This is a genomic window from Erysipelothrix sp. HDW6B (assembly GCF_011301115.1).
Taxonomy (GTDB): domain Bacteria; phylum Bacillota_I; class Bacilli_A; order Erysipelotrichales; family Erysipelotrichaceae; genus Erysipelothrix; species Erysipelothrix anatis.
In genome coordinates this window covers 1,180,450-1,206,013 of sequence record NZ_CP049860.1, presented here as the reverse complement: position 1 = coordinate 1,206,013, position 25,564 = coordinate 1,180,450, and the positions used below count along the sequence as shown (strand labels likewise).

General features: G+C 38.1%; 22 protein-coding genes and 1 riboswitch. Of the genes, 5 read left to right on the top strand and 17 right to left on the bottom strand.

Annotated elements, in window-relative coordinates:
- Positions 1–81 precede the first annotated feature (81 nt).
- Positions 82–255: riboswitch (Lysine riboswitch) on the top strand.
- A 54-nt stretch (positions 256–309) separates the two neighbouring features.
- Positions 310–1,929 (top strand): ABC transporter substrate-binding protein/permease, encoded by a 1,620-nt coding sequence (locus tag G7061_RS05950; protein WP_240914406.1) that lies wholly within the window; start codon positions 310–312, stop codon positions 1,927–1,929.
- Positions 1,929–2,663: an amino acid ABC transporter ATP-binding protein gene (locus G7061_RS05945; RefSeq protein WP_159636295.1), complete on the top strand. Its 735-nt coding sequence runs from the start codon at positions 1,929–1,931 to the stop codon at positions 2,661–2,663. Before G7061_RS05950 ends, G7061_RS05945 begins: the two co-directional genes overlap by 1 nt.
- Before the next feature lie 35 nt (positions 2,664–2,698).
- On the opposite strand, the gene G7061_RS05940 is transcribed toward G7061_RS05945, so the two are convergent.
- From G7061_RS05940 to G7061_RS05900, 9 genes are all read right to left on the bottom strand, one after another.
- Positions 2,699–4,948 (bottom strand): excinuclease ABC subunit UvrA, encoded by a 2,250-nt coding sequence (locus G7061_RS05940; RefSeq protein WP_166119673.1) that lies wholly within the window; start codon positions 4,946–4,948, stop codon positions 2,699–2,701.
- A 113-nt stretch (positions 4,949–5,061) separates the two neighbouring features.
- A complete protein-coding gene (locus G7061_RS05935) occupies positions 5,062–5,793 on the bottom strand; it encodes a MerR family transcriptional regulator (RefSeq protein ID WP_159636299.1) in 732 nt (243 codons plus the stop codon).
- Positions 5,780–6,856 (bottom strand): metallophosphoesterase, encoded by a 1,077-nt coding sequence (locus G7061_RS05930; RefSeq protein WP_166119670.1) that lies wholly within the window; start codon positions 6,854–6,856, stop codon positions 5,780–5,782. Before G7061_RS05930 ends, G7061_RS05935 begins: the two co-directional genes overlap by 14 nt.
- 85 nt (positions 6,857–6,941) lie before the next feature.
- Entirely contained in the window at positions 6,942–7,286 is a 345-nt protein-coding gene (gene rbfA, locus G7061_RS05925; protein WP_159636303.1) for a 30S ribosome-binding factor RbfA, read from the bottom strand.
- A gap of 5 nt (positions 7,287–7,291) precedes the next feature.
- Positions 7,292–9,142, bottom strand: coding sequence for a translation initiation factor IF-2 (gene infB, locus G7061_RS05920; protein WP_159636305.1), 1,851 nt, complete (start codon positions 9,140–9,142; stop codon positions 7,292–7,294).
- A 21-nt stretch (positions 9,143–9,163) separates the two neighbouring features.
- Positions 9,164–9,463 (bottom strand): ribosomal L7Ae/L30e/S12e/Gadd45 family protein, encoded by a 300-nt coding sequence (locus G7061_RS05915; RefSeq protein ID WP_240914405.1) that lies wholly within the window; start codon positions 9,461–9,463, stop codon positions 9,164–9,166.
- Positions 9,453–9,707, bottom strand: a complete 255-nt coding sequence (gene rnpM / locus G7061_RS05910) for an RNase P modulator RnpM (RefSeq protein ID WP_159636307.1) — start codon at positions 9,705–9,707, stop codon at positions 9,453–9,455. The genes G7061_RS05915 and rnpM overlap by 11 nt, the downstream gene beginning before the upstream one ends.
- Before the next feature lie 8 nt (positions 9,708–9,715).
- A complete protein-coding gene (gene nusA, locus G7061_RS05905; protein WP_159646159.1) occupies positions 9,716–11,311 on the bottom strand; it encodes a transcription termination factor NusA in 1,596 nt (531 codons plus the stop codon).
- A 14-nt stretch (positions 11,312–11,325) separates the two neighbouring features.
- Positions 11,326–11,757, bottom strand: a complete 432-nt coding sequence (locus tag G7061_RS05900; RefSeq protein WP_159636311.1) for a ribosome assembly cofactor RimP — start codon at positions 11,755–11,757, stop codon at positions 11,326–11,328.
- Between the two features lie 235 nt (positions 11,758–11,992).
- Here G7061_RS05900 and G7061_RS05895 point away from each other — a divergent pair, with 235 nt between their 5' ends.
- The 3 genes from G7061_RS05895 to G7061_RS05885 are packed head-to-tail and all read left to right on the top strand — an operon-like array spanning position 11,993 to position 13,711.
- Complete coding sequence (locus G7061_RS05895; protein ID WP_166119668.1) at positions 11,993–12,409, top strand: LytTR family transcriptional regulator DNA-binding domain-containing protein; 417 nt, start codon at positions 11,993–11,995, stop codon at positions 12,407–12,409.
- Positions 12,410–12,419: 10 nt separating this feature from the next.
- Positions 12,420–13,250, top strand: coding sequence for a hypothetical protein (locus G7061_RS05890; protein ID WP_166119666.1), 831 nt, complete (start codon positions 12,420–12,422; stop codon positions 13,248–13,250).
- A complete protein-coding gene (locus tag G7061_RS05885; protein ID WP_166119664.1) occupies positions 13,247–13,711 on the top strand; it encodes a hypothetical protein in 465 nt (154 codons plus the stop codon). The genes G7061_RS05890 and G7061_RS05885 overlap by 4 nt, the downstream gene beginning before the upstream one ends.
- A gap of 109 nt (positions 13,712–13,820) precedes the next feature.
- Here the strand turns inward: G7061_RS05885 and G7061_RS05880 are convergent, their stop codons facing one another.
- The 8 genes from G7061_RS05880 to murG all read right to left on the bottom strand — a co-directional run bounded on the left by G7061_RS05880 (position 13,821) and on the right by murG (position 25,563).
- Positions 13,821–14,489: a hypothetical protein gene (locus G7061_RS05880; RefSeq protein ID WP_166082707.1), complete on the bottom strand. Its 669-nt coding sequence runs from the start codon at positions 14,487–14,489 to the stop codon at positions 13,821–13,823.
- Between the two features lie 137 nt (positions 14,490–14,626).
- Positions 14,627–18,928 (bottom strand): PolC-type DNA polymerase III, encoded by a 4,302-nt coding sequence (locus G7061_RS05875; protein WP_166119661.1) that lies wholly within the window; start codon positions 18,926–18,928, stop codon positions 14,627–14,629.
- A 17-nt stretch (positions 18,929–18,945) separates the two neighbouring features.
- Positions 18,946–19,626, bottom strand: a complete 681-nt coding sequence (gene rnc / locus G7061_RS05870; RefSeq protein WP_159636323.1) for a ribonuclease III — start codon at positions 19,624–19,626, stop codon at positions 18,946–18,948.
- Positions 19,627–19,654: 28 nt separating this feature from the next.
- Positions 19,655–21,613 (bottom strand): ATP-dependent DNA helicase RecG, encoded by a 1,959-nt coding sequence (locus G7061_RS05865; RefSeq protein WP_166119657.1) that lies wholly within the window; start codon positions 21,611–21,613, stop codon positions 19,655–19,657.
- A gap of 26 nt (positions 21,614–21,639) precedes the next feature.
- Positions 21,640–23,259, bottom strand: coding sequence for a DAK2 domain-containing protein (locus G7061_RS05860; protein ID WP_166119652.1), 1,620 nt, complete (start codon positions 23,257–23,259; stop codon positions 21,640–21,642).
- Positions 23,259–23,618: an Asp23/Gls24 family envelope stress response protein gene (locus G7061_RS05855; protein WP_159636329.1), complete on the bottom strand. Its 360-nt coding sequence runs from the start codon at positions 23,616–23,618 to the stop codon at positions 23,259–23,261. Before G7061_RS05855 ends, G7061_RS05860 begins: the two co-directional genes overlap by 1 nt.
- 42 nt (positions 23,619–23,660) lie before the next feature.
- Positions 23,661–24,485, bottom strand: a complete 825-nt coding sequence (locus G7061_RS05850; RefSeq protein WP_159646132.1) for a cell division protein FtsQ/DivIB — start codon at positions 24,483–24,485, stop codon at positions 23,661–23,663.
- Positions 24,466–25,563: an undecaprenyldiphospho-muramoylpentapeptide beta-N-acetylglucosaminyltransferase gene (murG, locus tag G7061_RS05845; protein WP_166119648.1), complete on the bottom strand. Its 1,098-nt coding sequence runs from the start codon at positions 25,561–25,563 to the stop codon at positions 24,466–24,468. The genes G7061_RS05850 and murG overlap by 20 nt, the downstream gene beginning before the upstream one ends.
- Between the last annotated feature and the right edge of the window lies 1 nt (position 25,564).

The following is a 25,564-nucleotide window of genomic DNA, read 5'->3' as shown; positions in this document are numbered from 1 at the left end:
CTTTTTTCAACAATTAGTCAAAACGAAATCATCATTTCATTGACTTTTTAGCGATCAGTGATACGATTATTGATGTTAAAGACATTTTATAGAGGTAGCGATGCAGATGAGTACATAGTCGAGCCGGCAGGCAGCGACACTATGGAAAGGCAACCATCGCCGAACGACTTTTGATTTGCAAGCAAGATTCGTGGGGTTCCAGGTAATACCTGTAACACTCCTTCCAAGAAACCTGGAAGTGGAGCTAGATATCCGAAATTACAAGGACCTCTAGCTATGGGGTCTTTTTCTGTATATATGGAGGAAAGTATGTTTCATCGTCGCTTTAAATTCGCAAGTCTAATTCTTGCATGTATGGTAATCCTATCATTACCAACAACTGCTGTTTTTGCAGCAAAGGATAATGTATTAACAGTCGGAATGGAGTGTAATTATGCTCCATTCAACTGGACACAAACACAAAAGACTGATTTTTCAGAACCGTTGCCAGACGGTCGGTCATACTGTGATGGCTATGATGTTCAAATTGCTCGCAAAATAGCTGATGATCTTGGAATGGAGCTTAAAGTTAAAAACTATGCTGTATTCTCTAGTTTAGTTGATGGCGTTCGTATCGGTGATGTGGATCTTGTCATTGCTGGTATGAGCAACACAGAAGAGCGTCGTCAAGCTATCGCCTTCACTGATGTCTATTACAAAAGTGAAATGGTTCTCGTGGTGCCAAAAGCAAGTCCCCTTGCCGGCGCCAAATCCCTTAAAGATTTTTCTGGGAAACATGTGGCAGCCCAAATTGGGACGCTTCACGATACTCTAGTTCCGCAGATTCCCGATGTGAACCACGGGATGCCAATGGAATCTTTCCCGCTTTTAACGACAGCTGTAAAATCAAAGGCAATCGATGCATTTGTATCTGAAAAACCGGTTGCGCAAGCAATTACCAATAGTAATCCCGACTTAGCATATGTTGCGTTTGAAGCAAATCAAGGATTTACGGTATCTGAAGAAGATGTAACAGTTTCAATCGGAATTGCGAAAGAAAACACAGAATTATTGGAAGACGTCAACCGCGTTCTTAATAGTCTGACGGACGAAGATCGGGATACTATTATGTATGACGCAATTTTACGTCAACCTTCATCAGATACATCCGGACAAGAGCAAATGCCTTCTGGATTTATTGCCGGTGTTGGCTTCTTAATTCAAAATTACTGGCCCATGTACCTAAGTGGACTTGGCACCACACTCTTAATTGCACTCTGCGGTACTGCATTTGGTCTTACAATTGGGTTGGTAGTTGCCGGGCTTCGTCAAATTAAAATCAACAAACGAGATAAAGCGTTTGTACGTTTTATCAAACATATAAACAGTATCGTAACCACGGCCTATGTTCAGTATCTTCGTGGTACACCAATGATGGTTCAAGGGATTCTCTTCTATTATGGAATCCGTACCCTTGGAATTGAAATATCACCGCTTATTTCAGGGATTGTCGTTATTTCAGTTAATACGTCATCGTATATGTCAGAAGTCATTCGTGCCGGAATTCAATCGATTGATCCCGGGCAAAACGAAGCGGCACGGGCTTTAGGGATGACGGAAATCCAAACACTGCGTTTCGTTATCTTACCACAAGCGCTTCGTAATGCTTTACCAGCGATTGGAAACGAATTTGTTGTTAATATTAAAGATTCTTCAGTATTGAACGTTATCTTAGTTGCAGAGCTTTTCTTCCAAGGGAATCGAATTTCCGGAATTTACTACCGTCAAATGGAATCGTTCTTTATCGTATCCATGATTTACTTATCGTTAACACTAATATCAACCAAGATATTATCAATAATCGAAACGCATATGGATGCACCTAAAGGAAACTACCCAAACTCACAAACACATAAAGCGAACTTCGATACATTGAAAGGAGACGAATAATGGCTTTTCTAAAAATTGAACACCTGAGTAAATCATTTGGTGATTTATTGGTCCTTAAAGACATAAACCTTGAAATCAAAAAAGGTGAAGTTGTGACCGTTATTGGATCAAGTGGAAGTGGTAAATCGACGCTTCTACGCTGTATTAACCTCCTTGAAGAATTTGATGAAGGTAAAGTTTTCTTTAATGACTTAGAAGTTAATGACCCTCAAATCGATGTTAATAAATACCGTTCTCAAGTTGGGATTATTTTCCAATCATTTAATCTTTTTAGTAACATGACGGTTCTTGAAAATCTCATGGTTGGCCCAATACGTGTATTGAAAGAAAATCCCAAAGACGTCGAACAAGAAGCGCTTAAGAATCTCGAACGGGTTGGGATGCTTAATTTCAAAGACGCCTCGGTTAAACGCCTTTCAGGGGGTCAGAAACAACGGGTTGCAATTGCTCGAGCACTAACGATGAAACCTGAATTTCTCCTCTTAGACGAGCCTACAAGTGCACTAGATCCAGAAATGGTCGGTGAAGTCTTGCAAGTCGTCAAAGATCTTGCAGACGAAGGCTTCACAATGTTTATTGTCACACACGAAATGGCCTTCGCTAAAGAAGTGAGCGATCGCATTCTATTTATGGAGCAAGGGATTATCCTAGAAGAAGGCTCTCCTGATGAACTCTTCAATAACCCAAAACACGAACGGGTACGACAATTTTTAAATCGCTTTAATCAACTCTGATCATAAAAAAAACCGCCTCAGTCGAAGCGGTTTTTTTATATATAGTTTTTAGTAAGCGATTCTGGTGCATCGAAGATATCTTGTGGTGCGCCTTCAAAGACAACTCGACCACCTTGACTCCCACCTTGCGGTCCCATATCAATGATATGATCTGCAACCCGCATAACTTCAAGATTATGTTCAATTATTATTACAGTACTGCCTGAATCGACTAAACGATCGATAATACGCATAAAGGTATCTATATCCGACATATGTAATCCAGTTGTAGGTTCGTCTAAAACATACAAATCACTTTGCTTGTGTAATTCACTTGCCAATTTAATCCGTTGCGCCTCTCCACCAGAAATGGTGTCTAGCGGTTGTCCTAATGATAAGTAATGTACGCCCACTTCAGCAAGCGTGATCAATGTCTTTCGAATTGTTTTATCATCGAAGAAATCAACTGCTTCTTCGACGGTTAATGCGCCCACTTCAATAATATTAAGGTCTTTGTAGCGATAATTGATAACTTCTGGGATATAGCGATTGCCATCGCATACATGACAAATCGTCTCAACGTCTTCCATAAACGCCAAGTCAGTGACAATAACCCCTCGCCCCTTACATTCGGGACATGCTCCTTTGGAGTTGAATGAAAAAAGTGCCTTATCGACATTGTTTGCCTTCGCAAAAACTGTTCGAATCTTATCAAAAATACCGGTGTAAGTCATTAAATTAGAACGAGAACTTGTATGGAGTTGTTTTTGATCGATTACAACGGCTTCTGGATAATGACTCATAAATTCTTGATGAATTAAAGATGACTTACCACTTCCGGCAACTCCAGTCACAACAGTCAAAACATTTTTAGGTATCGACACAGTTACGTTCTTAAGATTATTAGTTTTGGCATTTTCAATTGTATAGAATCCTGTATTAGGACGCAGAGTGTCTTTGAACGCTGGCAGTGCATGTAAATGCAACCCGGTAAGTGTCTGTGATGCAAGAAGTCCTTCATAAGAACCTTCAAACATAATTTCACCACCATGAATACCTGCCAGCGGCCCTACATCAATGAGGTGATCAGCAACTTTAATAACATCACGATCGTGTTCGACGATAATAACCGTATTCCCTGCGTCGCGAAGATCACAAAGCATGCCATTTAGATTTTCGACATCACGAGGATGCAATCCTACACTTGGCTCATCAAAAATATAGATAAGACCATTCAAACTGCTACTTAAATGCTTCATCATCTTAACCCTTTGCGACTCCCCTCCAGATAAGGTACTCGTCTCACGGGTTAAGGTTAAGTATTCTAAACTCATCTGTATGAGTTGATTTACGCGTTTCAGTGCTTCTTCCACGATAGGTTTTACTGGCTCAACATTGTGTATATCTTCCAAGAAAGCCTTTAAATCCGTTAATTCCATATCCGTCACATCAAAAATATTTAAATCTCCAATTTTACAATCAAGAATTGCAGGAGCATAGCGTGTTCCCTGACATTTCGTACAGGTTTGTAGTGTGGTATACGTGTTAACGATATCTTGTGTTCGTTTGGAGTGTCCGCTTAAGTCTCGGGTAATAAACATCGAACGAAACTTCGCTAGAATCCCTTCATATTCAAGATTCGTTGGTTTTGAACCTCCAGGTCCCATGATTTGCACTTTGCGTTTACTTCCATAGAGCAGTAATTCCAACGTTTCGTCATCGTATTGATTTAATGGTAAATCAAGATCAAACCATCCTGAAGCTTCATAAATTTGGAAATACCACGATTCCCGATCAAATACGGGAAATGTGATAGCACCATCATTTAGCGATCGTGTCATATCTAATATTAAGTCAACGCGTGGTTCAATTCGTTTACCAATGCCCTGGCATGATTCACACATACCAGCCGGATCATTAAAAGAAAACATAGATGCTGTACCCGCTGAAGGCAATCCGATTCTTGAAAAGATAGTTCGTAGGAACGCATTAATGTCCGTAATCGTACCTAAGGTAGAACGAGCATTTCCACCGATTCGCTTTTGATCAATAATAATCGCTGGATTTAGATTTGTAATGCTATCAACGGATGGTTTATCAACTTTCGGAAGAAAGTTTTGAATAAATGTTGAGTAAGTTTGATTCAGTTGTCGTGTCGCCTCATTTGCGATTGTATCGAAAACGATTGAGGATTTTCCTGATCCTGATACACCCGTAAAGACAGTTATCTTGTTTTTGGGGATATCTAAATCAATATTCCTTAGATTGTTTGTGGTCATACCACGTAATTTTAATTGTTGTTCCATAGGCTATCTCCATTTCTATAAAAACTATAGCACATTAATGCAAGAAACAAACTTAATGGTAAATTAAGTTAGATATCGCCAAATAAGTTTATTTAAGGACTCTAAGGTTTAAATTATAGGTTTTGGAAGAAACTATAGTCCTGTTGATAATGTTGTGCAACGATTCCCTGAGATAAACACAATGTATACAGTGCGTGCATCCCTTGATGTTGATAGAGATTCATTTTGTATAAATAATTTAAAGCATCCAACGCTACTTTATATGCTTCTTCAGGTTGCTTGTTGTCAAAGTCTCGCAATACTTCACGAACATGTTCCAAAGACCACACAGCAGCCTTTATTGTTTTAATAATCAAGAGACGGGCAATTTGATTTGCATCATACATTCGATAGTTATTATCTTTGTTCCGTGATGGGACAACCAGTCCCTCTTTTTCCCAGTGTCGTAATGTAGTATCCGGTACATCAATCAGCTGAGAAACTTCTTGAATCGATAGTTTTCGTTTTAACTTCAATTCTCTAAAGATGTCACCAGATGTAAACATGTTGACGGTCTTTTGAGCATGTGATAATTCTCGAATCAACTCGGATTGATGTCTTGAACAAATTAAGAGTGCTTCATTTGCTTTGCCATCCATCATACACGCCATGACTTGAATTATTTGGCTACGACTAAATCCAGCTTGCATCGCTAATACACAAGCCATATATTCTACGTGTTTTGGCTCATACTTCCGATATCCGTTTGCACTTCGAATGGACGGAGGAATCAATCCTTCATCTTCATACTTCCGAACAGTCGATGTGCTAATATTAAATTGTTTTGCTACATCAATGGGTCTCACAGAATCCTCCTAAGTTACCAAAATACCATCCAACTTCGCCATTATGTTTTCCATAGTAACCTGTCGATGTTTTCAATAGTGGGTGGAATAAGTCATGTTTTGACACTTGAAGCACTGTATCTGTGACATCATCAATAACTTCATTTTTTTCTTCATCAACGAATGATTCATGAATCCACGCTTCATTTCCAGTACTACGTTGTTTTACCCGTATAAATTCAGGCTTTTTATCCAATATTTCGATTTCACGATCCATCCACGATATATGTGTTCCTTTATTTCCATCTTGGTGATTTAAGATGGAATAATAGTCAAATCCATCGACATAATCAACTGTAAAATGACCCTGCTCATAGATGAGAACGTTTAATTGGCCATCATCTTTGATTACATTACCGCCATCTATGGAATAGATGTTTTTTATGACGTCCAAGATTGGCTTATGATCGATCGTTTGATTGTGATACAAACACACGGGATAATGACCTACAATAACAGGCTTATCAAATTCCGTATCGACCAAGCCAAAGTATGGCATTGTTTGAATTAAGTCAACATCCTGATCTGTAAGTGACTTCTGCTCAAGACCTGCATGAACAAGTGTAAATGCATCTGTTTCGATAATATTAGGCAATGCACCCAAGAAATCGATATATTCTGGATAGTGTGATTGTAGTAAAGTACGCGCTGCTAGCATATCCATGTGTGGGGTAATATCAACACCAATGGCCACTAACATTTCATGAATTAGCGACTGTGGTCGATTATTTATATAATTTCGTAACATTTCAAAGTGCTCAGGATTGTCTAGATATTGCAATGTTTCACAATTTCCTTGAACAATATGAATTTCATGAGTCTTCGATAGTTCATACGTGTAGCGTACAGTTTCAAGAGATGCAGCTCCCTTTTCGGTTAAATCTCCATTAATTATCAAGACATCATCAGTACTAAATTGAACATGTTGGAGCAACTGCTTAAACCGTTCTAGATTTCCGTGAATATCTGATGTAATGAGAACACGTCGATTTTTCTTAATTTCGAGTTGTTTAATAATTGGCATTGTGAGACTCCTTTACAAAATATACTATGATTGTATCATTAAGATACTAAAAAAAGGAACCCATCTTTCGATCGGTTCCTCATTCTTATTCTTCGTCTTTACGAAGTGATTCTAAGATTGTATCAATTCGTGTTCCATGTTCACTTGATTCATCTAATTTAAAGAGTAACTCAGGTGTACGACGGATTGATAATGATTTTGCAACTTCAGAGCGAAGGATTCCCTTCGCACGACGTAATGCTTCCATTCCCTTTTTCTTATCTTTATCTTGTAAGAAACTGACATAGATTGTAGCAAATGAGAAATCATTTGTTACTTCAACATCTGTAATACTTACAAACGACAAGCTTGGATCGTTTAGACGATTTACAATTAAAGGTGCAAGTTCACGTTTAATAATTGATTCAATACGTTCTTTTTTAACTGACATAGTAATTACCTCTGTTCTACTTCAACTTCACCGTAGGATTCGATAACGTCTCCCATTTTGATATCATTAAAGTTCTCGATTGTGATACCACACTCGTAACCAGCAGCAACTTCTTTTGCTTCATTTTGGAATCGTTTCAATGTTGCCATACGTCCTTCATAGACAACAACACCGTCGCGCATGAGGCGAATTCCGGATTCTTTAACCATTTTACCGTCTGTAACCATACATCCAGCAATAGTACCGACTTTAGATACGTGGTATAACTCACGAACTTCTGCTTGACCATGAATAACTTCTTTAAAGACAGGTGCAAGCATCCCTTTCATGGCATGTTCCATATCTTCTACAGCTTTATAAATAATGTTGTAAAGTCGAATTTCAATACCTTCATCATCCGCTTTTTTACGGATTGCTGCAGTTGGACGAATGTTAAATCCAATGATAATAGCATTTGATGCCGAAGCAAGCATAATATCACTTTCGGTAATTCCACCAACAGTGGAACGAATAACTTTAACAGCAACTTCTTTTCCATCTCCAACTTCTACACGTTCTAATGCAGCTTTAACGGCTTCAGCAGAACCTTGTACGTCAGCTTTAAGAATTACGTTGATGTCTTTAATATCGCCGGATTCAATTTGATCTGATAAATCATCAAGGCTCAGTGCACTTGATTGATTACGATCTTTTTCAATACGTGCATTATTACGTTTTTGAGCAACAGCACGTGATTCTTTTTCTTCTTTAAATGCTCGGAATAAATCTCCAGCAATTGGCACTTCATTCAATCCAATAATTTCGACTGGCATTGATGGAACTGCTTCTTGAAGCTCACGTCCACGGCTATCAACCATTTTACGGACACGACCATATGTTGTACCAACAACGACCGGATCTCCTTGACGAAGTGTTCCTTTTTGAATTAGTAATGTTGCGACTGGCCCACGACTCTTATCAAGTTTCGCCTCAATGACGCTACCGAATGCAAGACGGTTAGGATTCGCTTTTAATTCTTCAAGTTCAGTTGCAACTAAAATTGTTTCTAGAAGGTCATCGATTCCTTCTCCAGTTTTCGCGGAAATTTTCGCAAAGACTGTTTCTCCACCCCACTCTTCAGGTGTAACACCTAAATCAGTGAACTCAGAGTAAATACGATCAATATTTTGTTCTGGTTTATCAATTTTATTGATTGCTACAATAAGTGGTGCACCCGCCGCTTTAGCATGGTCAACCGCTTCACGTGTTTGAGGCATAACCCCATCATCTGCAGCAACAACTACTACTACGATATCTGTTACACTGGCACCACGAGCACGCATCGCTGTAAAGGCCTCGTGACCTGGTGTATCTAAGAATGTAATTTTACGACCGTTATGTTCGATTTGGTAAGCACCAATATGTTGCGTGATACCACCAAACTCACCATCAACAACTTTAGCATTACGGATTGTGTCAAGTGTTGTCGTTTTCCCATGGTCTACGTGACCCATGATTGTTACAATTGGTGGACGTTCTTGCAACATTGCAGGATCATCTTCGATTGTATCTTCAAGTGTTAAAGCATCGACAGCTTCAACTTTAGTTGGAGTCATATCGTACTCCATTGCAATAAGTTCAACAGTATCATCATCAAGAGATGTATTAATGGTTACCATTGTACCCATCATGAAAAGCAATTTGATAATATCAGCAGGACTCTTGTTGATAAGTTCTGATAAATCTTTAACAGAAACTCCTTCTGTATAGTCAAACTCTTTTACTACGATATCTTTTGGTTTAAATGTGTCCTGGCTTTGTTTTTTGCCACGACCTTTATTGTTACGATTGTTTCTCGTTGGTTTTCTCTTACTCACTTATACAGTCACCTCTATTTTCTATAAGTTCGTTTTTAATACCTTCACCAAACCTGTGTCTGAAATACCGATTGCAACACGGTTATCCATGCCTATGGCCCACGAAAGTTCTTCTTTTGAAACACCCGTGACAACATCAACATTTGCCGTTTTACTTTTATCGATAATTTGTTTCTTCGTACGTTCAGATGCATTGTCAGCTAGCACAACTAACTTAACGCTGCGTTTTTGAATTGCAGGCAACAATTCGTCACCAGCTACGATTTTACCGGCACGGCGACATAGGCCGAGACCGTTTAGAAATTTTTCTTTATTTAACATATTCACCCAACATTTCGTAAATAGCATCGTCGACCTTGGTTTTTAAAGCCCGGTCAAGTGCCCTATTTTTCATTGCAAGTGATACAGTTTCAGGTTTACGTGAAATGTACGCCCCTCGGCCATTTTTACGGCCTGTTTCATCAATTTCTACGGTTCCTTCTGGGGTCAAAACGATTCGCAGAAGGTCCTTTTTCGGAAATTGCTCTTGTGTTACAACACATTTACGCATTGGAATTTTTTTCATAATAATTCCTATTCTTGATCGTAATAGTTGTCAAATTCATCGAAGTCGATTTCATCCTCATACCATGAGTTGTCTTCAACTTCTTTTTGACGGTTAATTTCTTCAAGTTCTTCTTTTGTATACTCCGGAACAATTTCATATTCCATTTCTTTGAGAAGCTCAGCTGTATTAACAGGTTTTTCTTCATCTTTATCACGACGTGGTTTACGACGACGGACTTGTTGCTCTTCTTGGCGTGAAGTATTTGCCAATTCTTCAAACTTGGAGACATACTCTGTACGAGGACGGAAAATATCTTTACGTTCAATTTTTGTTGTTTCTTCCGATGTTTCTTCAACAACAACTTCAGGAGCCACTTCAACTTCTACAGTCTCTTCAATGACTTCATCAGCTGGTACATCTGTTGCTACTGTTTCAGCGACAACTTCTTCAGTACTTACTTCAGTTTCATCCATTGTATCCATTTCAACGACCGCTTCGACCGTTTCTTCAACTTTCGGAGCCATTTTTTCATTAATTTCTGCTTGGTAAGCTGCCATTAATGACACGTAGTCAACGCCTTCATTTTGTGCTTCAGATACTGATTTAATATCAATTCGTTGTTTTGTTAAGCGAACTGCAAGACGGGCATTTTTACCACGCTTACCAATTGCTAATGATAATTGTGAATCATCGACAATTACGACAAGACCTTTGTTCTCTTCATTTGGGAAAACTGCAATAATTTCCGCAGGTGCCAATGCATTCTTAACAAGTTCAATCATGTCTTCGCTCCACTCAAAGATATCAATTTTTTCACCTTTAAGCTCTTCGATAATTGCTTGTACACGTTGTCCACGTGGTCCAATACATGCTCCAATAGGATCAATATCTGGATCGTGTGAATATACAGCAACCTTCGTACGTTCGCCCGCTTCGCGTGCAATCGCTTTGATTTCGACCTGACCATCAAAAATTTCAGGAACTTCATTTTCAAACAGACGGCGTACAAGCATTGCATCTGCACGTGAAACTAAGATTTGAGCTCCTTTAGTATCTTTGTTTACATCTGTTATAACAACTTTTAGGGTATGTCCTTCACGGTACATTTCCCCTTCGATTTGTGCTGCACGTGGCATCACCGCCAATGATTTTCCAAGGTTGACGACAACAAATTTTTCTTCAACACTTTCAACCATTGCCATGACCATTTCACCAAGTTGATCAATGTACTCGTCATACACAGCTTGTTTCTCAGCTTCACGAATTTTTTGTTTAATCACGTTCTTAGCTTGAGTTGCTGCAGCACGACCTAATTCAACGATTGGTTGTTCTTCTTTATACCAATCTCCAACTTTTAAACCTTGACTATTGTCTTCGAGTTCATGGATTCCTTTTTCCAATTCATCGTCTTCAACTTCTTCAACCACAAGGAAATTGTGGAATAGACGCATCTCTTCAGAATTGGGATCAATTATTACTTCGACAATCGCATCAGGAACGCCTATTTGACGGCGATAAGCTTTCACTAATGAGTCTTGTAACGCTTCAATAATTACTTCTTTTGAAATATTGCGATTGTTTTCAATTTCTTGCATCGCTAATATGACATTTTTAACGTTCATCTAAAAATTTCTCCTTATACTTTAACTGCAAGGCGCAGGTATTTAATGTTTAAACGTTCAATTGTTACTTCTTTAAGTGCTGTTTTAACGCGATAGGATACGACGACAGCATCATCACTAACACTGACTACAGTACCTTCCACATTTTCAGCATCTTTAAATGTGTTCTTGAATTGAATGAACACATACTGACCTTCTACATCTTTGTAATCATCAGGTTCAATCATTCGTTCAGCACCTGCTGAACCAACATCCAAACTGATTTCAAAATCTATTGCTTCACCAAATGCTTGTGCAGCCGCCGCGCACATATTTAAATCAACGGATTCAAAGTCTTGACGTGCAATGCTAATGTCAAGAATGTCCTTACCGATATACTCAATATCGATAATATTTAAGCCCATCTCATTCGCAACTGGTTGTAATTTTTCCAAATACTTTTCCATAATCGCTCCTTAAGACAATATATAAGGAGTGGCGTGACCACTCCTTGTTTCAAAGTATACTAATATTATAGACTATTATTTCGTTGTTTGCAAATATATTGACGTGGGTCTTAATTGACCTTTGAAGCACTCATTAATGCATATTATGTAGAATATCGTGCATTTCACGTAACTTAAGGGTAACACATTGTATTTCATGTTTTTACTCAGTATGATAACTGTAAGAGGTGACCTTATGAAAATTCAACTTGGACGTGGCATCGCTTCCGATAATATTGTTGAATCGTTAAAGCATGCCGAAATTGTGACAGAGAATGGTGAGTATGTTTTATACGAAAACAATCAACGTTTTTTAGTAACCAATGGCCATACAACACAGTATTTGAATAGCGACGAAATCAGAACCGTTACGACCCAAGAATCTAGTTTGTTGGTTGAGACTGAAACGGAATCTTTTTATACTCATGATCCGCTCAAAACATTTGAAGTCTTACCCCTTTTACGAATCAATAAATTCACGGTCATCAATTTACATTATATCACTGATATTCGTGTTAAATTGAATATGAAATATGCTGTGAAAGTTACTGGTTCATGGCATGACGTTAATCGAACTTATTATCATGCGTTCAAAGAACACATCGGTATCTAGGAGGACCTATATGAACCTTACTAATCTTTATTTAAAAGTGTTGGTCGTCATCGGACTTATTTTAATCTTTTGGCAATATCAACGCTCAGCTCTAACCTACAACGCCCGATCTACTTTAAAACAATCACCAAGACGCCGCTTCGTCTTATCTCATGGAGGCTTCACAGTTACAATAATTGCAACATTTGTCTTCGGTGCATTTTTGATTGTTTACACAAATACAATTAATGCTGCTCAAACGCTCACACAACAATGTGTCAGTGATCCATACCCTTCAGTTTTGGAAGATACTGACGTATGTGTAAACAGATTTGGCTATGAAATTTTTCTAGACCAAGAACAGGCATTCCGATCATTTGAAAATCACTATAATGATGAGTTACCTGCTAACTTTAGTAGGATCACCATCAACAATATCAAATCACTATCATTTAACGCAAATAGCTATTTAACTCCTAATTTAAAATATTTAACAACAACAGCACTTAATGCCTACAACTTCCATACCAATGTCAGCACTGTTCCAAATACACATTTGTATCTTGTTGATAACACTTGGCTCATTGATATCAAACCAGTAGCTCAGAAACCAGATAGTACAGACATTACATTCGTAATAACCAACACGACATCAATACCCCAAACGTTTTCAGCTATTAATCCGATACTAATCACCGACGGCACAACCATGGTTTCACGTGAAGTTTTAGAACCTCTAAATGTGACCATTCCAGCTCACCAAGAGCAAAGCATCACACTAACGATTCCTCTAAAAGATCAACTTTCGATTCGTATCAATGCTGCCAACCAAAGCTGGATTCATCAAGGAGGTCAATCATGAAACAAAAACATCTCGATATAATTATTATTGTGCTCACCCTTTTCATTTTTCCGCTTTACATGTTAGGGATATGGGGTGTGGGATTTGACGCCGCTGATGAATCTTGGACATACCTTCATCGCAGTGTAGCTTCGATGCCCTATGTTATCGTCTATTTCTTATATTTATTCATAATTATGTTGCTCTCAGCCATTCGTATTCAACGAAACTCCCGAACATCGCAACTATTGATGTACGCGTACATCACAACTCTTGCTATTCATGCATTATCTCAAATGTCGCAGCAATTGTTGGAGCTCCATGCTTTATCACGAGGTAGATTTGCTATTTCTTACTATACAACCGGCGGAATCGTACCATTTATAGTGCTTGTGCTATTTATTGGACTACCTATCATCCTCGTAATTTTAAGTATTCTTATGACTGTAACCAACACGCAAAACCAGTCTGCAATTAAATAGTTAAAGCCACCTACTTGGTGGCTTTGTTTTTATGAAATGTTTCAAAACCATGTCCATTACAATATCCAGGATAAAGTCTCTTATAATATTTACGAATCAACAGTCAAAATCAATTGATGTTTTGATTTTGTTTTGTCGTATTTCCATCCCCAGACGTGAAGAATGCTTCAACAGCGAAACCATCTTCAAGTAGAATTGAAATCACCACAATCGTAATAATTATATAAATACCGAAACTGTAAAAAGATGCGAGTCGATACACTTCTCCGCTTTTTAGTAAAAAGTGTAGAAATGCGATGTATGCCAAGAGATAAATTCCTGCAAAGAGGATCATCAACGCTAAATCAATATAACCACCTTTCATCCACAATCCAATAGTTGATACCATAACAAAGCCAATTAGAACAACCCATAGATTACGAAAATGTGTGATTGATTTTCCGATACGTCTTTGGAACATTAAGGTATAAAGATAAGCGATTAAAAAGCTTCCGACAACAACTAATGGAACTAAATAGCCACGAAATATGACAGATTCTACATTAAAATATGTTCCAAAAGATAATCCAGTCCCAATCATATTGACTACAAAACACACAATATATAGTGTTTTGTAATGACTATTGGTATATGCAGCACTATGAATAAATATGGTTAAGAGTACAAGACCCATACCAAACCACAACATCCCCCACTCAAAGCTCAACTTTGTAGCAAACAATGTGGTCATAAAAAATATTAATATCGAAACAAGAAACATCATCAATACTTGCATCATTAAAGACTCGAGTTTTAGCCTCTTCAAGATTATCACCCTCTCTTTATCTTATTATAGCGTGTCTCTATCGTTTCACAGAAAAAAGAGTGCAACTTGCACTCTTTTATGTTTAAGATGTCATAAAATCTTGAGAGATTCTAGAATAAACTCATTTGATTGGTTTCTTGTAAGTGATCAGTGACACCAAGTTCATCAAGTTTTTTGACTGTTGTCGCAGATATTCCACCGCGAGACATCAGATCTTTTTTAGATATAAACTCTCGCTCTTCACGAGCACGCACGATCTGATTTGCAACGTTATTTCCAAGTCCATCAACGACGTTGAATGGTGGAATAATCGCTGTCTCATCACGTGGATCAAGTTTATACTCAGTTGCATCAGAATAGTACAAGTCTAATGGACTAATCTTAAATCCACGACTCATTAACTCTAAGGTAACTTCTAATGTATCAATCAAGTTCTTCTCTTTGATCGTGACTTGATTTTTAGTTTCAAAATTTTTCAAACGCGTGTTAATATTGTTGATTCGACTTTGAACTGTTTCGATGTTTGTGGTTTGTGTTTCAATCTCATGCGCATTAACACGTAGCGTAAAGTATGAACAATAGTAAGCTCTTGGGTGGTGAACTTTGAACCATGCCACACGATTTGCCATCATAACATAAGCCACGGCATGGGCTTTCGGGAACATATACTTAATTTTCAAACATGAATCAATATACCATTCTGGAACATTATTCTTACGCATGGATTCAATCCAGTTCTCGCGTAATCCTTTTCCTTTACGAACACTTTCCATAATATCGAAAGCTTCTTTCGCTGGTAATCCTGCATGCATAAGATAAACCATAATATCATCCCGACATCCTATAACTTCATCAAGTGTCATGCCTTTATCTTTGATCAAGTCTTCCGCATTCGTACGCCAAACATCCGTACCATGAGAAAGTCCAGATATACGAACTAAATCTGAAAACTTATCCGGTTTCGTCGCTTCAAGCATACCACGAACAAACGGTGTTCCAAACTCAGGAAGTCCAAGTCCACCCGTAATCTCGTGATAGTTTCGTTCATCGACATGAAGTGCCTCTGTACTATTAAAGAGCGATAACGTTGGAACGTCATTCATCGGAACTGTTTTAACATCAATTCCAGTAAGGCGTTCGAGCATTTTCATAGCCGTAGGATCCACATGTCCAAGAATATCCAGTTTGAGGACGTTGTCATCAATATCGTGGAACTCAAAATGAGTTGTATACCACGATGACTCGGGGTTGTTTGCTGGATATTGAATCGGAGTAAAGTCGTGAACGTCCATATAATCTGGAACAACGATGATACCACCCGGATGTTGTCCAGTAGTTCGTTTGACACCCTCAGCACCGTAGGCGAGATAAGTATTCCATGCATTTGTTGAATCGGTAATATTCATACTCTCATTGTAGCCAAGCACATACCCAAAAGCGGTTTTCTGTGCAACAGTTGAAATGGTTCCGGCGCGATAAACATAGGCTTCCCCAAATATCTCTTTTGTATAGTTATGAGCATGTTCTTGATACTCACCAGAAAAGTTAAGGTCAATATCAGGAACTTTATCGCCCTCAAATCCAAGGAATGTCTCAAATGGAATATCTTGTCCATCACCTACTAAAGGTTCACCGCAACTTGGGCACACTTTTGCTGGCAAATCGTAGCCACTTGAAACACTACCATCCATGAAAAACTCTTGATGATGACAGTTCAAGCAAATATAGTGAGGTGGTAATGGGTTAACTTCCGTGATTTCCGCAAGCGTTGCAACGAGCGATGATCCAACCGAACCCCGCGACCCAACCAAATAACCATCATCTAGAGATTTTTTTACAAGAAGATGGGAAATATAGTAAATAACCCCAAATCCGTTTCCAAAAATAGATTTCAATTCACGTTCAATTCGTGAACTTACGACTTCAGGTAATTGGTCTCCATAAATACGATGCGCATTTTCATAAACGATATCTTCTAAGAGTTTATCAGAATTATCCAATTTTGGTGTGAACAGTTCTCCTTTTTTTGGTGCCACATCATCTATTGACTCCAAAAGTTTTACAGGATTTTTAATAACGAAATCATAGGCTTTTTGGTCTCCTAACCAAGCAAACGCCGCCAGCATTTCATCGGTTGATTTAAAATGCATATCTGGCGCCACAAAATTCATTCGTTTTTGTTCATTAAACATGAATAATGGGTGTCTTGATCCACCAATTCCTTGAGAATGAATGTAAACATCACGAATAACTTTCTCTTTAGGATGGTTATAGTGCGCATTCCCTACCGCAATTATTGGTTTATTAAGGCGCGTTGCAGTCTCGATGATTCGGTTGAGTATGGCTTCTAAACGTTCTTTATTTTCAATCTGTCCCATATAAATTTGTGGACCGTAGTAATCCAAAGGCATAATCTCTATATAGTCATAAAAGTCAATCGTTTTATCCAACGCTTCTTGACTCTTGTTCATTGCGACTTCAAACACTTCAGACGAAGTACATCCAGCACCAATCAATAAATTTTCTCGGCGTGCAGTCAGCTCTTCTCTGATAATCCGTGGTTCAGCCATAACAGCATCCCCTTTAGATGTATTCCCAAAAAACGCAAGATTTTTGGTATGTGAGATTGAAATCAACTCATAAAGGCTTTTAATACCAGCTTCATTTTTCGCAATAACATTCGCATGATGTTTACGAACTTTTGAATAACCGTTTTCGTCACTCAAAGTTTGCAGATCATCAATAACTTGGAATGCAGACAAACGTGGATCACGAATCATTTCTAAGAAGACAAGACTTAACACTTCCGCATCATAATCGGCACGGTGAGCAACACTCTCATCGTAGGAAATTCTGAGTAAACGTGCAATTGCACCCAGACGATACGAACGTCGGTTATCATACATCGCACGGGCTAAATCAAGCGTGTCAATGACAGCATTTTGAAGCGGTTTACGGCCAAGTTTTCGTAACGTCTCTTGCAGGAAATCAATATCAAACTGGGCGTTGTGAGCAATTAAAGGATCATCACCCATAAAGTTTAAAATATCATCAATTGCTGTTTCAATCGGTTTTGCATTTTTGACATCATCATTTGAAATGCTCGTAAGTTCTGTGATGAATGGTCGAATCGGAATCGGTGGTTTCACGAATGTTTGGAAGTTCTCGACCACTTTCCCATTTCGAATTCGAACAGCACCAAATTCAATGATATGATCAAAGAAGTTCGATAACCCAGTTGTTTCTAAGTCAAAAGCAACATAATCACCACTATGAAGTGGTTGACCTTGAGCATGACTCACAATCTTAAGGTCCTGATCAACAAGATTCATTTCCACACCATAACCCAGTTTGAAATCATGATCTGGATAGTCTTTACGCATTCGCTTTAAAGCACCATATGCCTTAGGAAAGGACTGAACAGCTGTGTGGTCAGTAATAATCATTCCAGGATGACCCCATTCAAAAGCCTGTTTCATATATTCTGATGCATCACTAATTCCATCCATCTCGGAAAATTTGGTATGGAGATGGAATTCAACGCGCTTTTCTTGAGCTGTATCAAAGCGTTTAAAGATATCTCCAACCTCTTCATAGCGATCCATTTTGAAAACATAATCTTTTTCAAATCGTGGTTCAAAAATGTAATTTCCGTAAACTTTGATACATTTCCCTTTTTTGATAATTTCATCTTCAGTTTTAGCAAAGTCTGTAATAACAATCGCAGCTTTACCATCTGAAATGTAATATTTAACAATGAAATTTCCAGTACGGGTTTCGCGAACTTCTACTTCGAAAATTTCCCCCGTAACTGCCACATTATGTGCTTCATCGGTCAAGACTTCCATCGCGACGGTATTATAATCCTTACCACCACGACGTGGCTGACGCGATACGGTCTTCCGTTCTTGATGATCATCTGGACGTTTCATTTGTGGCATCACAACGATTTCTTTTTCAAGATTATCTACACGAACTTGCGTTAAAACATCACAATGAATTCCAAAATCTTTCAGACCTTCTATAAGTACATCTAATTGACGGTCGGCATCTAAACGATGTGATTCATTATCGCAAATAATTGTAAGATTGGTATCATCAAGTGTATAGTGCGCATCTTTTATGGCACGCAATGCCAAGCGTGATGCGACAAGGTTCACATAACGATTCATATCTAAAGCTGTAATCGTCATTGATTGCGCAATGACCGTAACATTTGCCTTAGATTTAGTGTTAAGTTGTAATTTACGTACGAAGTCCTCAAAGACAGAAAAAGGTAACACACTGTTTACCTTGAGGATTAACTCGAGTACCTTTTCTGATTGATTATAACGGACTGACTCGACGCTTGCATCTTCATAAAATGGAAGATAGTCTTTATTAATTTTGATTGTATTTAATAACTGTTGCACGTACCGTCACTCCTTTATTATTTTACAAGTTTTTGAAATGCATCTTTCGCAGCTTGTTGTTCTGCTTTTTTCTTACTCGTTCCTTTACCAAGACCAAAGATAAGGTCATCCAATTTTACGACGACTTCGAACTCAGGAGCATTGGAAGGACCCGTAATATTAATGACATCATAGCTTACTGACTTACGTGAATCCGCTTGAATAAATTCTTGTAGTTTCGTTTTGTAATCCGTAATGCTCAACGACTGGAGATCTTCAAAGACTTCTTTGAGAACAACATCCAGTATTTTATTAACACTATCAATCCCACTATCGAGATAGACAGCACCAATAAAACTTTCAAACAAATCAGCAATTATAGACTGACGCTGACGGCCACCATTACGTTCTTCTCCTGTCCCCAGTAAAAGATAGTCATTTAATTTTAAAAGTCGACTGTAATCAGCTAACGCTTCTTCACAAACAAGTTTGGCACGATAAAGTGTCATATCACCTTCACTGAAATAGTCCGGATGCTTGAAAAGACGTTCTGAAACGGTAATCTGTAGAACCGCATCACCCATAAATTCAAGACGTTCGTTATCTTCAAGTGCAACCGGTGCTTCATTCACATATGATGAATGCACGAAAGCATGCTCTATTAATTTTTTATTGTTATAAGGGATTCCTAAAGAATCCAATAAATCCCATTGTGTCATGTTTATCACCTGCGTTTATTATACACGATTAAGTTGTCTTAAAATAGTCTTGTGATAAGACCGAATTTATGATTGCTTTATACTCTGGGTTCTCTTTATCCTCAGAAATATGCTTCGCATCAATTTTTGCCTGGTATAATATTTTTTCATCTTTTTCAATGTCACCAAGAATGAAATTAGGAACTCCCGACTGTCGAAAGCCCAATGCATCTCCAATTCCACGCATACGCATATCCATCATCGATAATTCGAATCCGTCATGCGATGATGCCAACGCATTCAATCGCGCTTCCGCAATATCTGTATCAGAGCTGCTAAGCAAGAAACAACGGCCTTGAATACGACCACGACCTACACGACCTCGCAGCTGATGTAATGTCGCCAATCCAAACTGCTCTGCGTTATAAATTACCATTGTATTCGCATTATGAACATCTACCCCCACTTCAATAACAGTGGTCGTCACAAGGATATCAATGTGCCCTGCATTGAACGCCGCCATCACAGTATCTTTTTCTAAACTGGTCATTTTACCATGAAGCATCCCAACACGACGCCCCTTAAAGACTTGACTCAAATTCTTGTAGATGTCACGTACATTTTTTACATTTGGACGTTCTCCTTCTTCAATCGCAGCACAGACAACATAAACTTGTTCCCCTTCATCTAACACGTGATTCAAATCTTCAATAATACTACGTAGAGAGTTTTCTTTAATCACAAATGTTTCAGTCAACTTTCGATGGCTTGGATAACCTGAAATTGTCGATACACTTAAATCAAAATATAAACTATTTGCTAAAGTTCGAGGAATTGGCGTCGCCGACATCATCAGTACATCTACCATCTTCCCTTTGTCAATAAGAGTTTGTCGTTGGCGTACACCAAAACGATGTTGCTCGTCAATAATCACATATCCAAGATTGTCAAAGACGACATCTTCGGTGAGTACTGCGTGGGTTCCAATTACAAAAGACACCGACCCGTCCATTATTCCTTCTAAACAAATTTTCCGATCTTCAGTATTTTGAGAGAGTCCCACTACCGTAATGTCGGGAAACAGTGATTTGAAAGACGCAAGATGTTGGTTCATAAGAATTTCTGTTGGCACCATAAAAACAACTTGGTATCCTGCCTTAATAGCTGAAATCGCACTTAAGAATGCAACGACTGTTTTTCCAGACCCAACATCCCCTTGCAATAACCGGTGCATTTGTTGGTCACTTCGAATATCATTCAAGATCTCAGACAGCGCATCATTTTGACTTTTTGTTAATTCATATGGCAGTTGATTTAAGTACGATATCAACACATCATTTGAGATTGCCTTCGCGATTCCAAATGAAAAACCCGATTGATTCAGTGCCACTGATAAATGGTAGCGCAAAAACTCTTCATACTTTAGTGTACGAAGTGCAGCCATAAGTTGGTCTTTGGTTTGGGGTCTATGAATCCACTGCAGTGCCTGTTGCTTCGATTGAAGTCGGTAAGCCTCTTTATAAATTGTCGGAACCGTTTCCTCAATTCGTATTGATTCTAAAATTTTTTTAATCAATCGTTCTACTTCGTAATTTTTTATTCCTGCTTTTAATGGATAGCTCGGTTTTAATCCCAAAGTTTCCTCAAGAGGTTTATTTGTCACAGTTTTTGCCATTACCTTGTGATCACTTTGTACCGTTCCTATAACGACAATTCCTTCTTTATAGTGGAAATCACGCAAAAAAGGACGATTGAAAATTGACACTTTAATTAACGTATCGTCTGAGAATACCTGGAAGTTTGTGACACTTTGATTTCCTTTGAAGCGCACTGTCCTAAAACCAGATGCAAGTTTTCCTTCAAATACAACAGTTTCACCTTCAACCCAGCCATCAATTGCCTTTGTTTCATACGAATCGTAACGGTAAGGATAATGATTTAGAAACTGTTCAGGTGATGAATAATCAAAAGTCTCGATGATTCGAGTTTGCTTATCAGTTAATTTCATATAAGAGAAAAGAGCGAAAATCGCTCTTATTCAACTCCAATAATGTATGAGTAAACTGGTTGTTGTCCGTCAATGACTTCAACTTCGACATCATAATTTGATTCAATATGTGCTACTACAGTTTCTACTTCTTCTTCAGCAACACCTTCACCTGTGATTAATGTTACCAATTCGTTTTCTTCTGTAATAAGTTTGTCGATTAAAGATTGTGTTACTTCGATACGTTCTGTACCTGTAACCGCGATATCTTTTTCGAGAATCCCCATGAAATCATTTGCTTTAATTTCAAGTGATTCAAACATCGTGTCTTTAATCGCATAGGTTACTTGACCTGTTTTTGTATTTGAAATTGCTTCAAGCATTTCTTCTAGGTTTTCTTGAACATCAACATCTGGATTGAACATTACACATGCTGCAAGACCTTGCGGAATTGTTTTTGTTTCAAGTACATGAATGTCTTTATCCTCAAGAATATCTTGAGCTTGTTTAGCTGCCATTATAATATTTGAGTTATTTGGCAAGATGAAAATGTGATCTGCGTTGATACTTTCAATTTTTGCAATGAAGTCTTCTGTCGATGGATTCATTGTTTGACCACCACTAATGATGTGATCAGCACGCAACTCTTTAAACATCGCTTCAACACCAGATCCTGCCGCTACAGAAACAATTGCATATTTGCTATGTGCAAGTTCTTTTGCTTTTGATTCAGCATCTAAAATTGTATTGTGTTGTTCCGTCATGTTTTCAATTTTTAATTTAACAAACTCTCCGTATTTTTGTCCAATATTCAAAGCATTACCAGGAGTTAATGTATGAACGTGAACTTTAACGATGTCTTCATCAGTAACAACAACGAGTGAGTTTCCAATTGCTTCCAATTGTGAACGCAGTTTATCTTCGTTATAACGATCAGTTGATGTTTCATCTACTTTAATAATAAATTCTGTACAGTAACCAAATTCATCGTGTTCGAAATCAGTTTGAGCTGCTTCAATATCGTTTGCACCTTCAATAAGGTCAATTGAAACACCTTTTAATTCTGAAAGGAAGCCTTCTAATACTGTCGTATAACCTTTACCACCACTGTCAACAACGCCAACTTCTTTGAGAACTGGTAAGAGTTCTGGTGTATTATCGAGTGAAATATTTGCTTCACGCACTAACACTTCGAAAAACTCGATTACATCGATTTCTGGATTTTCATCTACATATTTGCGAGTAGCATCAGCACTTTCACGAAGTACAGTTAAAATAGTACCCTCAACTGGACGCATAACAGCTTTATACGCCACAACTTTTCCGTTAACAAAAGCATCTGCCAATTCATTGACATTAACTTCCATTTTTCCTTCAACAGCTTGTGCAAACCCACGGAAAATTTGAGAAAGGATAACTCCTGAGTTTCCACGTGCTCCCATTAAAAGTCCACGAGATAAAGTTTTTGAAAGTTCACCAATGTTTGATGTCATAACTTTCTTCGCATCATTTAATCCACTTGTAAATGTCAAGTTCATGTTTGTACCTGTATCACCATCTGGAACAGGGAAAACATTTAGCGCATTAATTTCGTTGTATTTATTTGTTAGATTGTTTGCTCCACTTTGAAGCATCTTTAAAAAGATATCACCATTTATTGTTTTCATTATTTCACTACCTTGATCCCTTGAACAAAGACATTAATCGAGTTGAACTCTTGTTGTAATGACTTTTCAAGCATATACTTCGCTTTCTTTTGAACTTCTAAAACTACTTCTGAGATTTTTACATTATAACTAACAATAATGTAAACATCTAAATCGTAACCTGCATCGGTTTTACGTACGATTACACCTTTTGAGTAATTTTCCCCTTTGAGTAACTCAGCAAGTCCATCTTTAAATACTTGTTGAGAAGCCATACCAACGACACCATAACTTTCTGTTATGACACCTCCGGCTAGCATCGCAATTGCATCATTCGAAACTGAAATCTTTCCAAACTCATTTGTTTTCTCGATTGCCATATTCTTCTCCTCCTCTATGTTTATATAGGTTTGTTTTTTGTTTTATGGTGTACACGGTACAATACTTGCTATCGCCGAGTCCGATGTCGGCCCGTGTTCATTTATGATGATACAACGATCATCAGTTTGATTAGCACTTACTATACTAGCATAACTCTTCATTTGAGGTAAAGTTTCTGTCTTAATAAAAACAGTATAATTGTTATTCATAACCAGTGTCATCACACTTGGATCATACTGAACTTGCCCAATGTGTACTTCAGATATTGCGTTGAGAATTCCTGGATCCAATGCTCCAAAAGCGTTTAATAACTGCTTTGAAAGCGTATTCTCATCAAATCCAACGAAAACTGGAAGACCTAATATTGCGGATAGTGAATCCTTTGATATTTCTTTCACTTCTCCATTTGAAAATAATATTCTAAAATTGTTATTTCCAGTCGGTTCATACCCTATCGCTGCATCTTCTGTAACATTTACGGTTAAGATTCCTTGTGTATAATACATCTTACTCGATGTATTATCAACTCCCGGTATCGATGATGTCTTACGATCTACCAGAAAAGGAAGCTTTAGAATCATTCGGTCCCCTTCATTAATACCCATAGCTTCGCGAATTTCCGTTTCCGAAACAACTTGGTTTCCTTCAATCCGAATTTCGCGAATTCGCGAATACTGACTTTGATCAAACGCATAAATACTGGCAATAATTGCCAAAACAATGCAAAGTCTAAAGAATCGTGACATAAATCGCTTTCGTTTTCGCTTCTTCTCGACTCGCTTTTTAAGTTCAAGATCCGCTTTGATTTTTTTTAGTGAATCATCACCGTTATTCTCTTCAATTGGTTCAAATTTGTTTTTTCTCACGTTGTTGGTCCACCACCCTTGTCACCAGTTCTGTGATATCACGCACCGCATTTGGCATTGCCATTTTATGTGCATTGTTTCCTAACGATTCGCGTCGTGATGAATCGGATAAAAGTGATTCAACGCGCTCGTTAAGATTTGTTTCAGTAATTTCATTTTCTTGCATCATATCACAAGCATCTTGATCAAATAATGATTTAGCATTGTAATACTGATGATTATTCGCAACATGTGGACTTGGAATCAGTAGAGATGCCAAACCGAACGACTGAATTTCTGCAATCGTTGATGCACCACTGCGACATACAATTAAATCTACTATTGGAAGTAAGGCCTTTTGGTCCACAAATCCTTCGATTCGAATATTTTCATGAACGTCTCCAACCGCTTCTTTGAATGAAGCGACATGCAATGGCCCAGTCGTTACAATGACTTGATAAGCGTCGCTATCAAATTTTTTCACAAAGGTTTTTAATTTTTCATTCATTGATGTCGAACCTTGAGAACCCATAACAATCAGCACAGTAGGTAACGATGGTTTCAAATTCAAACGTGTCTGCTCAGGTATTGAATCAATCGTTTCATGCACTAATGATGCGCGAGGATTTCCATGATAATGAACTTGCGGCATGTCTGAAAATGCTTCAGGATAGCATGTAATAATTGCTTGTGCTTTATCCGCAACCATCTTATTCGCTTTACCTGGAAATGCATTTTGTTCATGCAATACTAAAGGTATTTTAAGTTTACTTGCAGCAAACGCGACAGGTGCACTTACATAACCACCAAACGCCATCACAACATCAGGTTTAAGCGCTTTTAGATGTTTCTTTGCGGCTTTGTAAGCACCATATTGTGAGAAAACTGCCTTGATACGATCAATTTTACTTCCTTGAAGTCCTAAATTGTGAATTGAGTAGAACGGATAACCCGAATCTGGCACTATCCACGACTCCATTTTATGATCATTTCCAATAAAGAATATTTCATTATCGGTCGTCTTTTTTACATAATCGGCAAAGGTTATCGCAGGGTAAATATGTCCGCCACTACCGCCTGTTACAATACAAATTTTCATA

Coding starts and splice junctions, on each gene's coding strand:
- murG (WP_166119648.1), bottom strand. CDS start 25,563: ATGAAAATTTGTATTGTAACAGGCGGTAGTGGCGGACATATTTACCCT.
- G7061_RS05915 (WP_240914405.1), bottom strand. CDS start 9,463: ATGTTAAATAAAGAAAAATTTCTAAACGGTCTCGGCCTATGTCGCCGT.
- G7061_RS05940 (WP_166119673.1), bottom strand. CDS start 4,948: ATGGAACAACAATTAAAATTACGTGGTATGACCACAAACAATCTAAGG.
- nusA (WP_159646159.1), bottom strand. CDS start 11,311: ATGAACGTTAAAAATGTCATATTAGCGATGCAAGAAATTGAAAACAAT.
- rnpM (WP_159636307.1), bottom strand. CDS start 9,707: ATGAAAAAAATTCCAATGCGTAAATGTGTTGTAACACAAGAGCAATTT.
- G7061_RS05855 (WP_159636329.1), bottom strand. CDS start 23,618: ATGGCAATCGAGAAAACAAATGAGTTTGGAAAGATTTCAGTTTCGAAT.
- rnc (WP_159636323.1), bottom strand. CDS start 19,626: ATGACACAATGGGATTTATTGGATTCTTTAGGAATCCCTTATAACAAT.
- G7061_RS05900 (WP_159636311.1), bottom strand. CDS start 11,757: ATGGAAAAGTATTTGGAAAAATTACAACCAGTTGCGAATGAGATGGGC.
- G7061_RS05865 (WP_166119657.1), bottom strand. CDS start 21,613: ATGAAATTAACTGATAAGCAAACTCGAATCATCGAGACTTTTGATTAT.
- rbfA (WP_159636303.1), bottom strand. CDS start 7,286: ATGTCAGTTAAAAAAGAACGTATTGAATCAATTATTAAACGTGAACTT.
- G7061_RS05890 (WP_166119666.1), top strand. CDS start 12,420: ATGAACCTTACTAATCTTTATTTAAAAGTGTTGGTCGTCATCGGACTT.
- G7061_RS05880 (WP_166082707.1), bottom strand. CDS start 14,489: ATGATGCAAGTATTGATGATGTTTCTTGTTTCGATATTAATATTTTTT.
- G7061_RS05945 (WP_159636295.1), top strand. CDS start 1,929: ATGGCTTTTCTAAAAATTGAACACCTGAGTAAATCATTTGGTGATTTA.
- G7061_RS05860 (WP_166119652.1), bottom strand. CDS start 23,259: ATGAAAACAATAAATGGTGATATCTTTTTAAAGATGCTTCAAAGTGGA.
- G7061_RS05930 (WP_166119670.1), bottom strand. CDS start 6,856: ATGCCAATTATTAAACAACTCGAAATTAAGAAAAATCGACGTGTTCTC.
- G7061_RS05950 (WP_240914406.1), top strand. CDS start 310: ATGTTTCATCGTCGCTTTAAATTCGCAAGTCTAATTCTTGCATGTATG.
- G7061_RS05895 (WP_166119668.1), top strand. CDS start 11,993: ATGAAAATTCAACTTGGACGTGGCATCGCTTCCGATAATATTGTTGAA.
- G7061_RS05885 (WP_166119664.1), top strand. CDS start 13,247: ATGAAACAAAAACATCTCGATATAATTATTATTGTGCTCACCCTTTTC.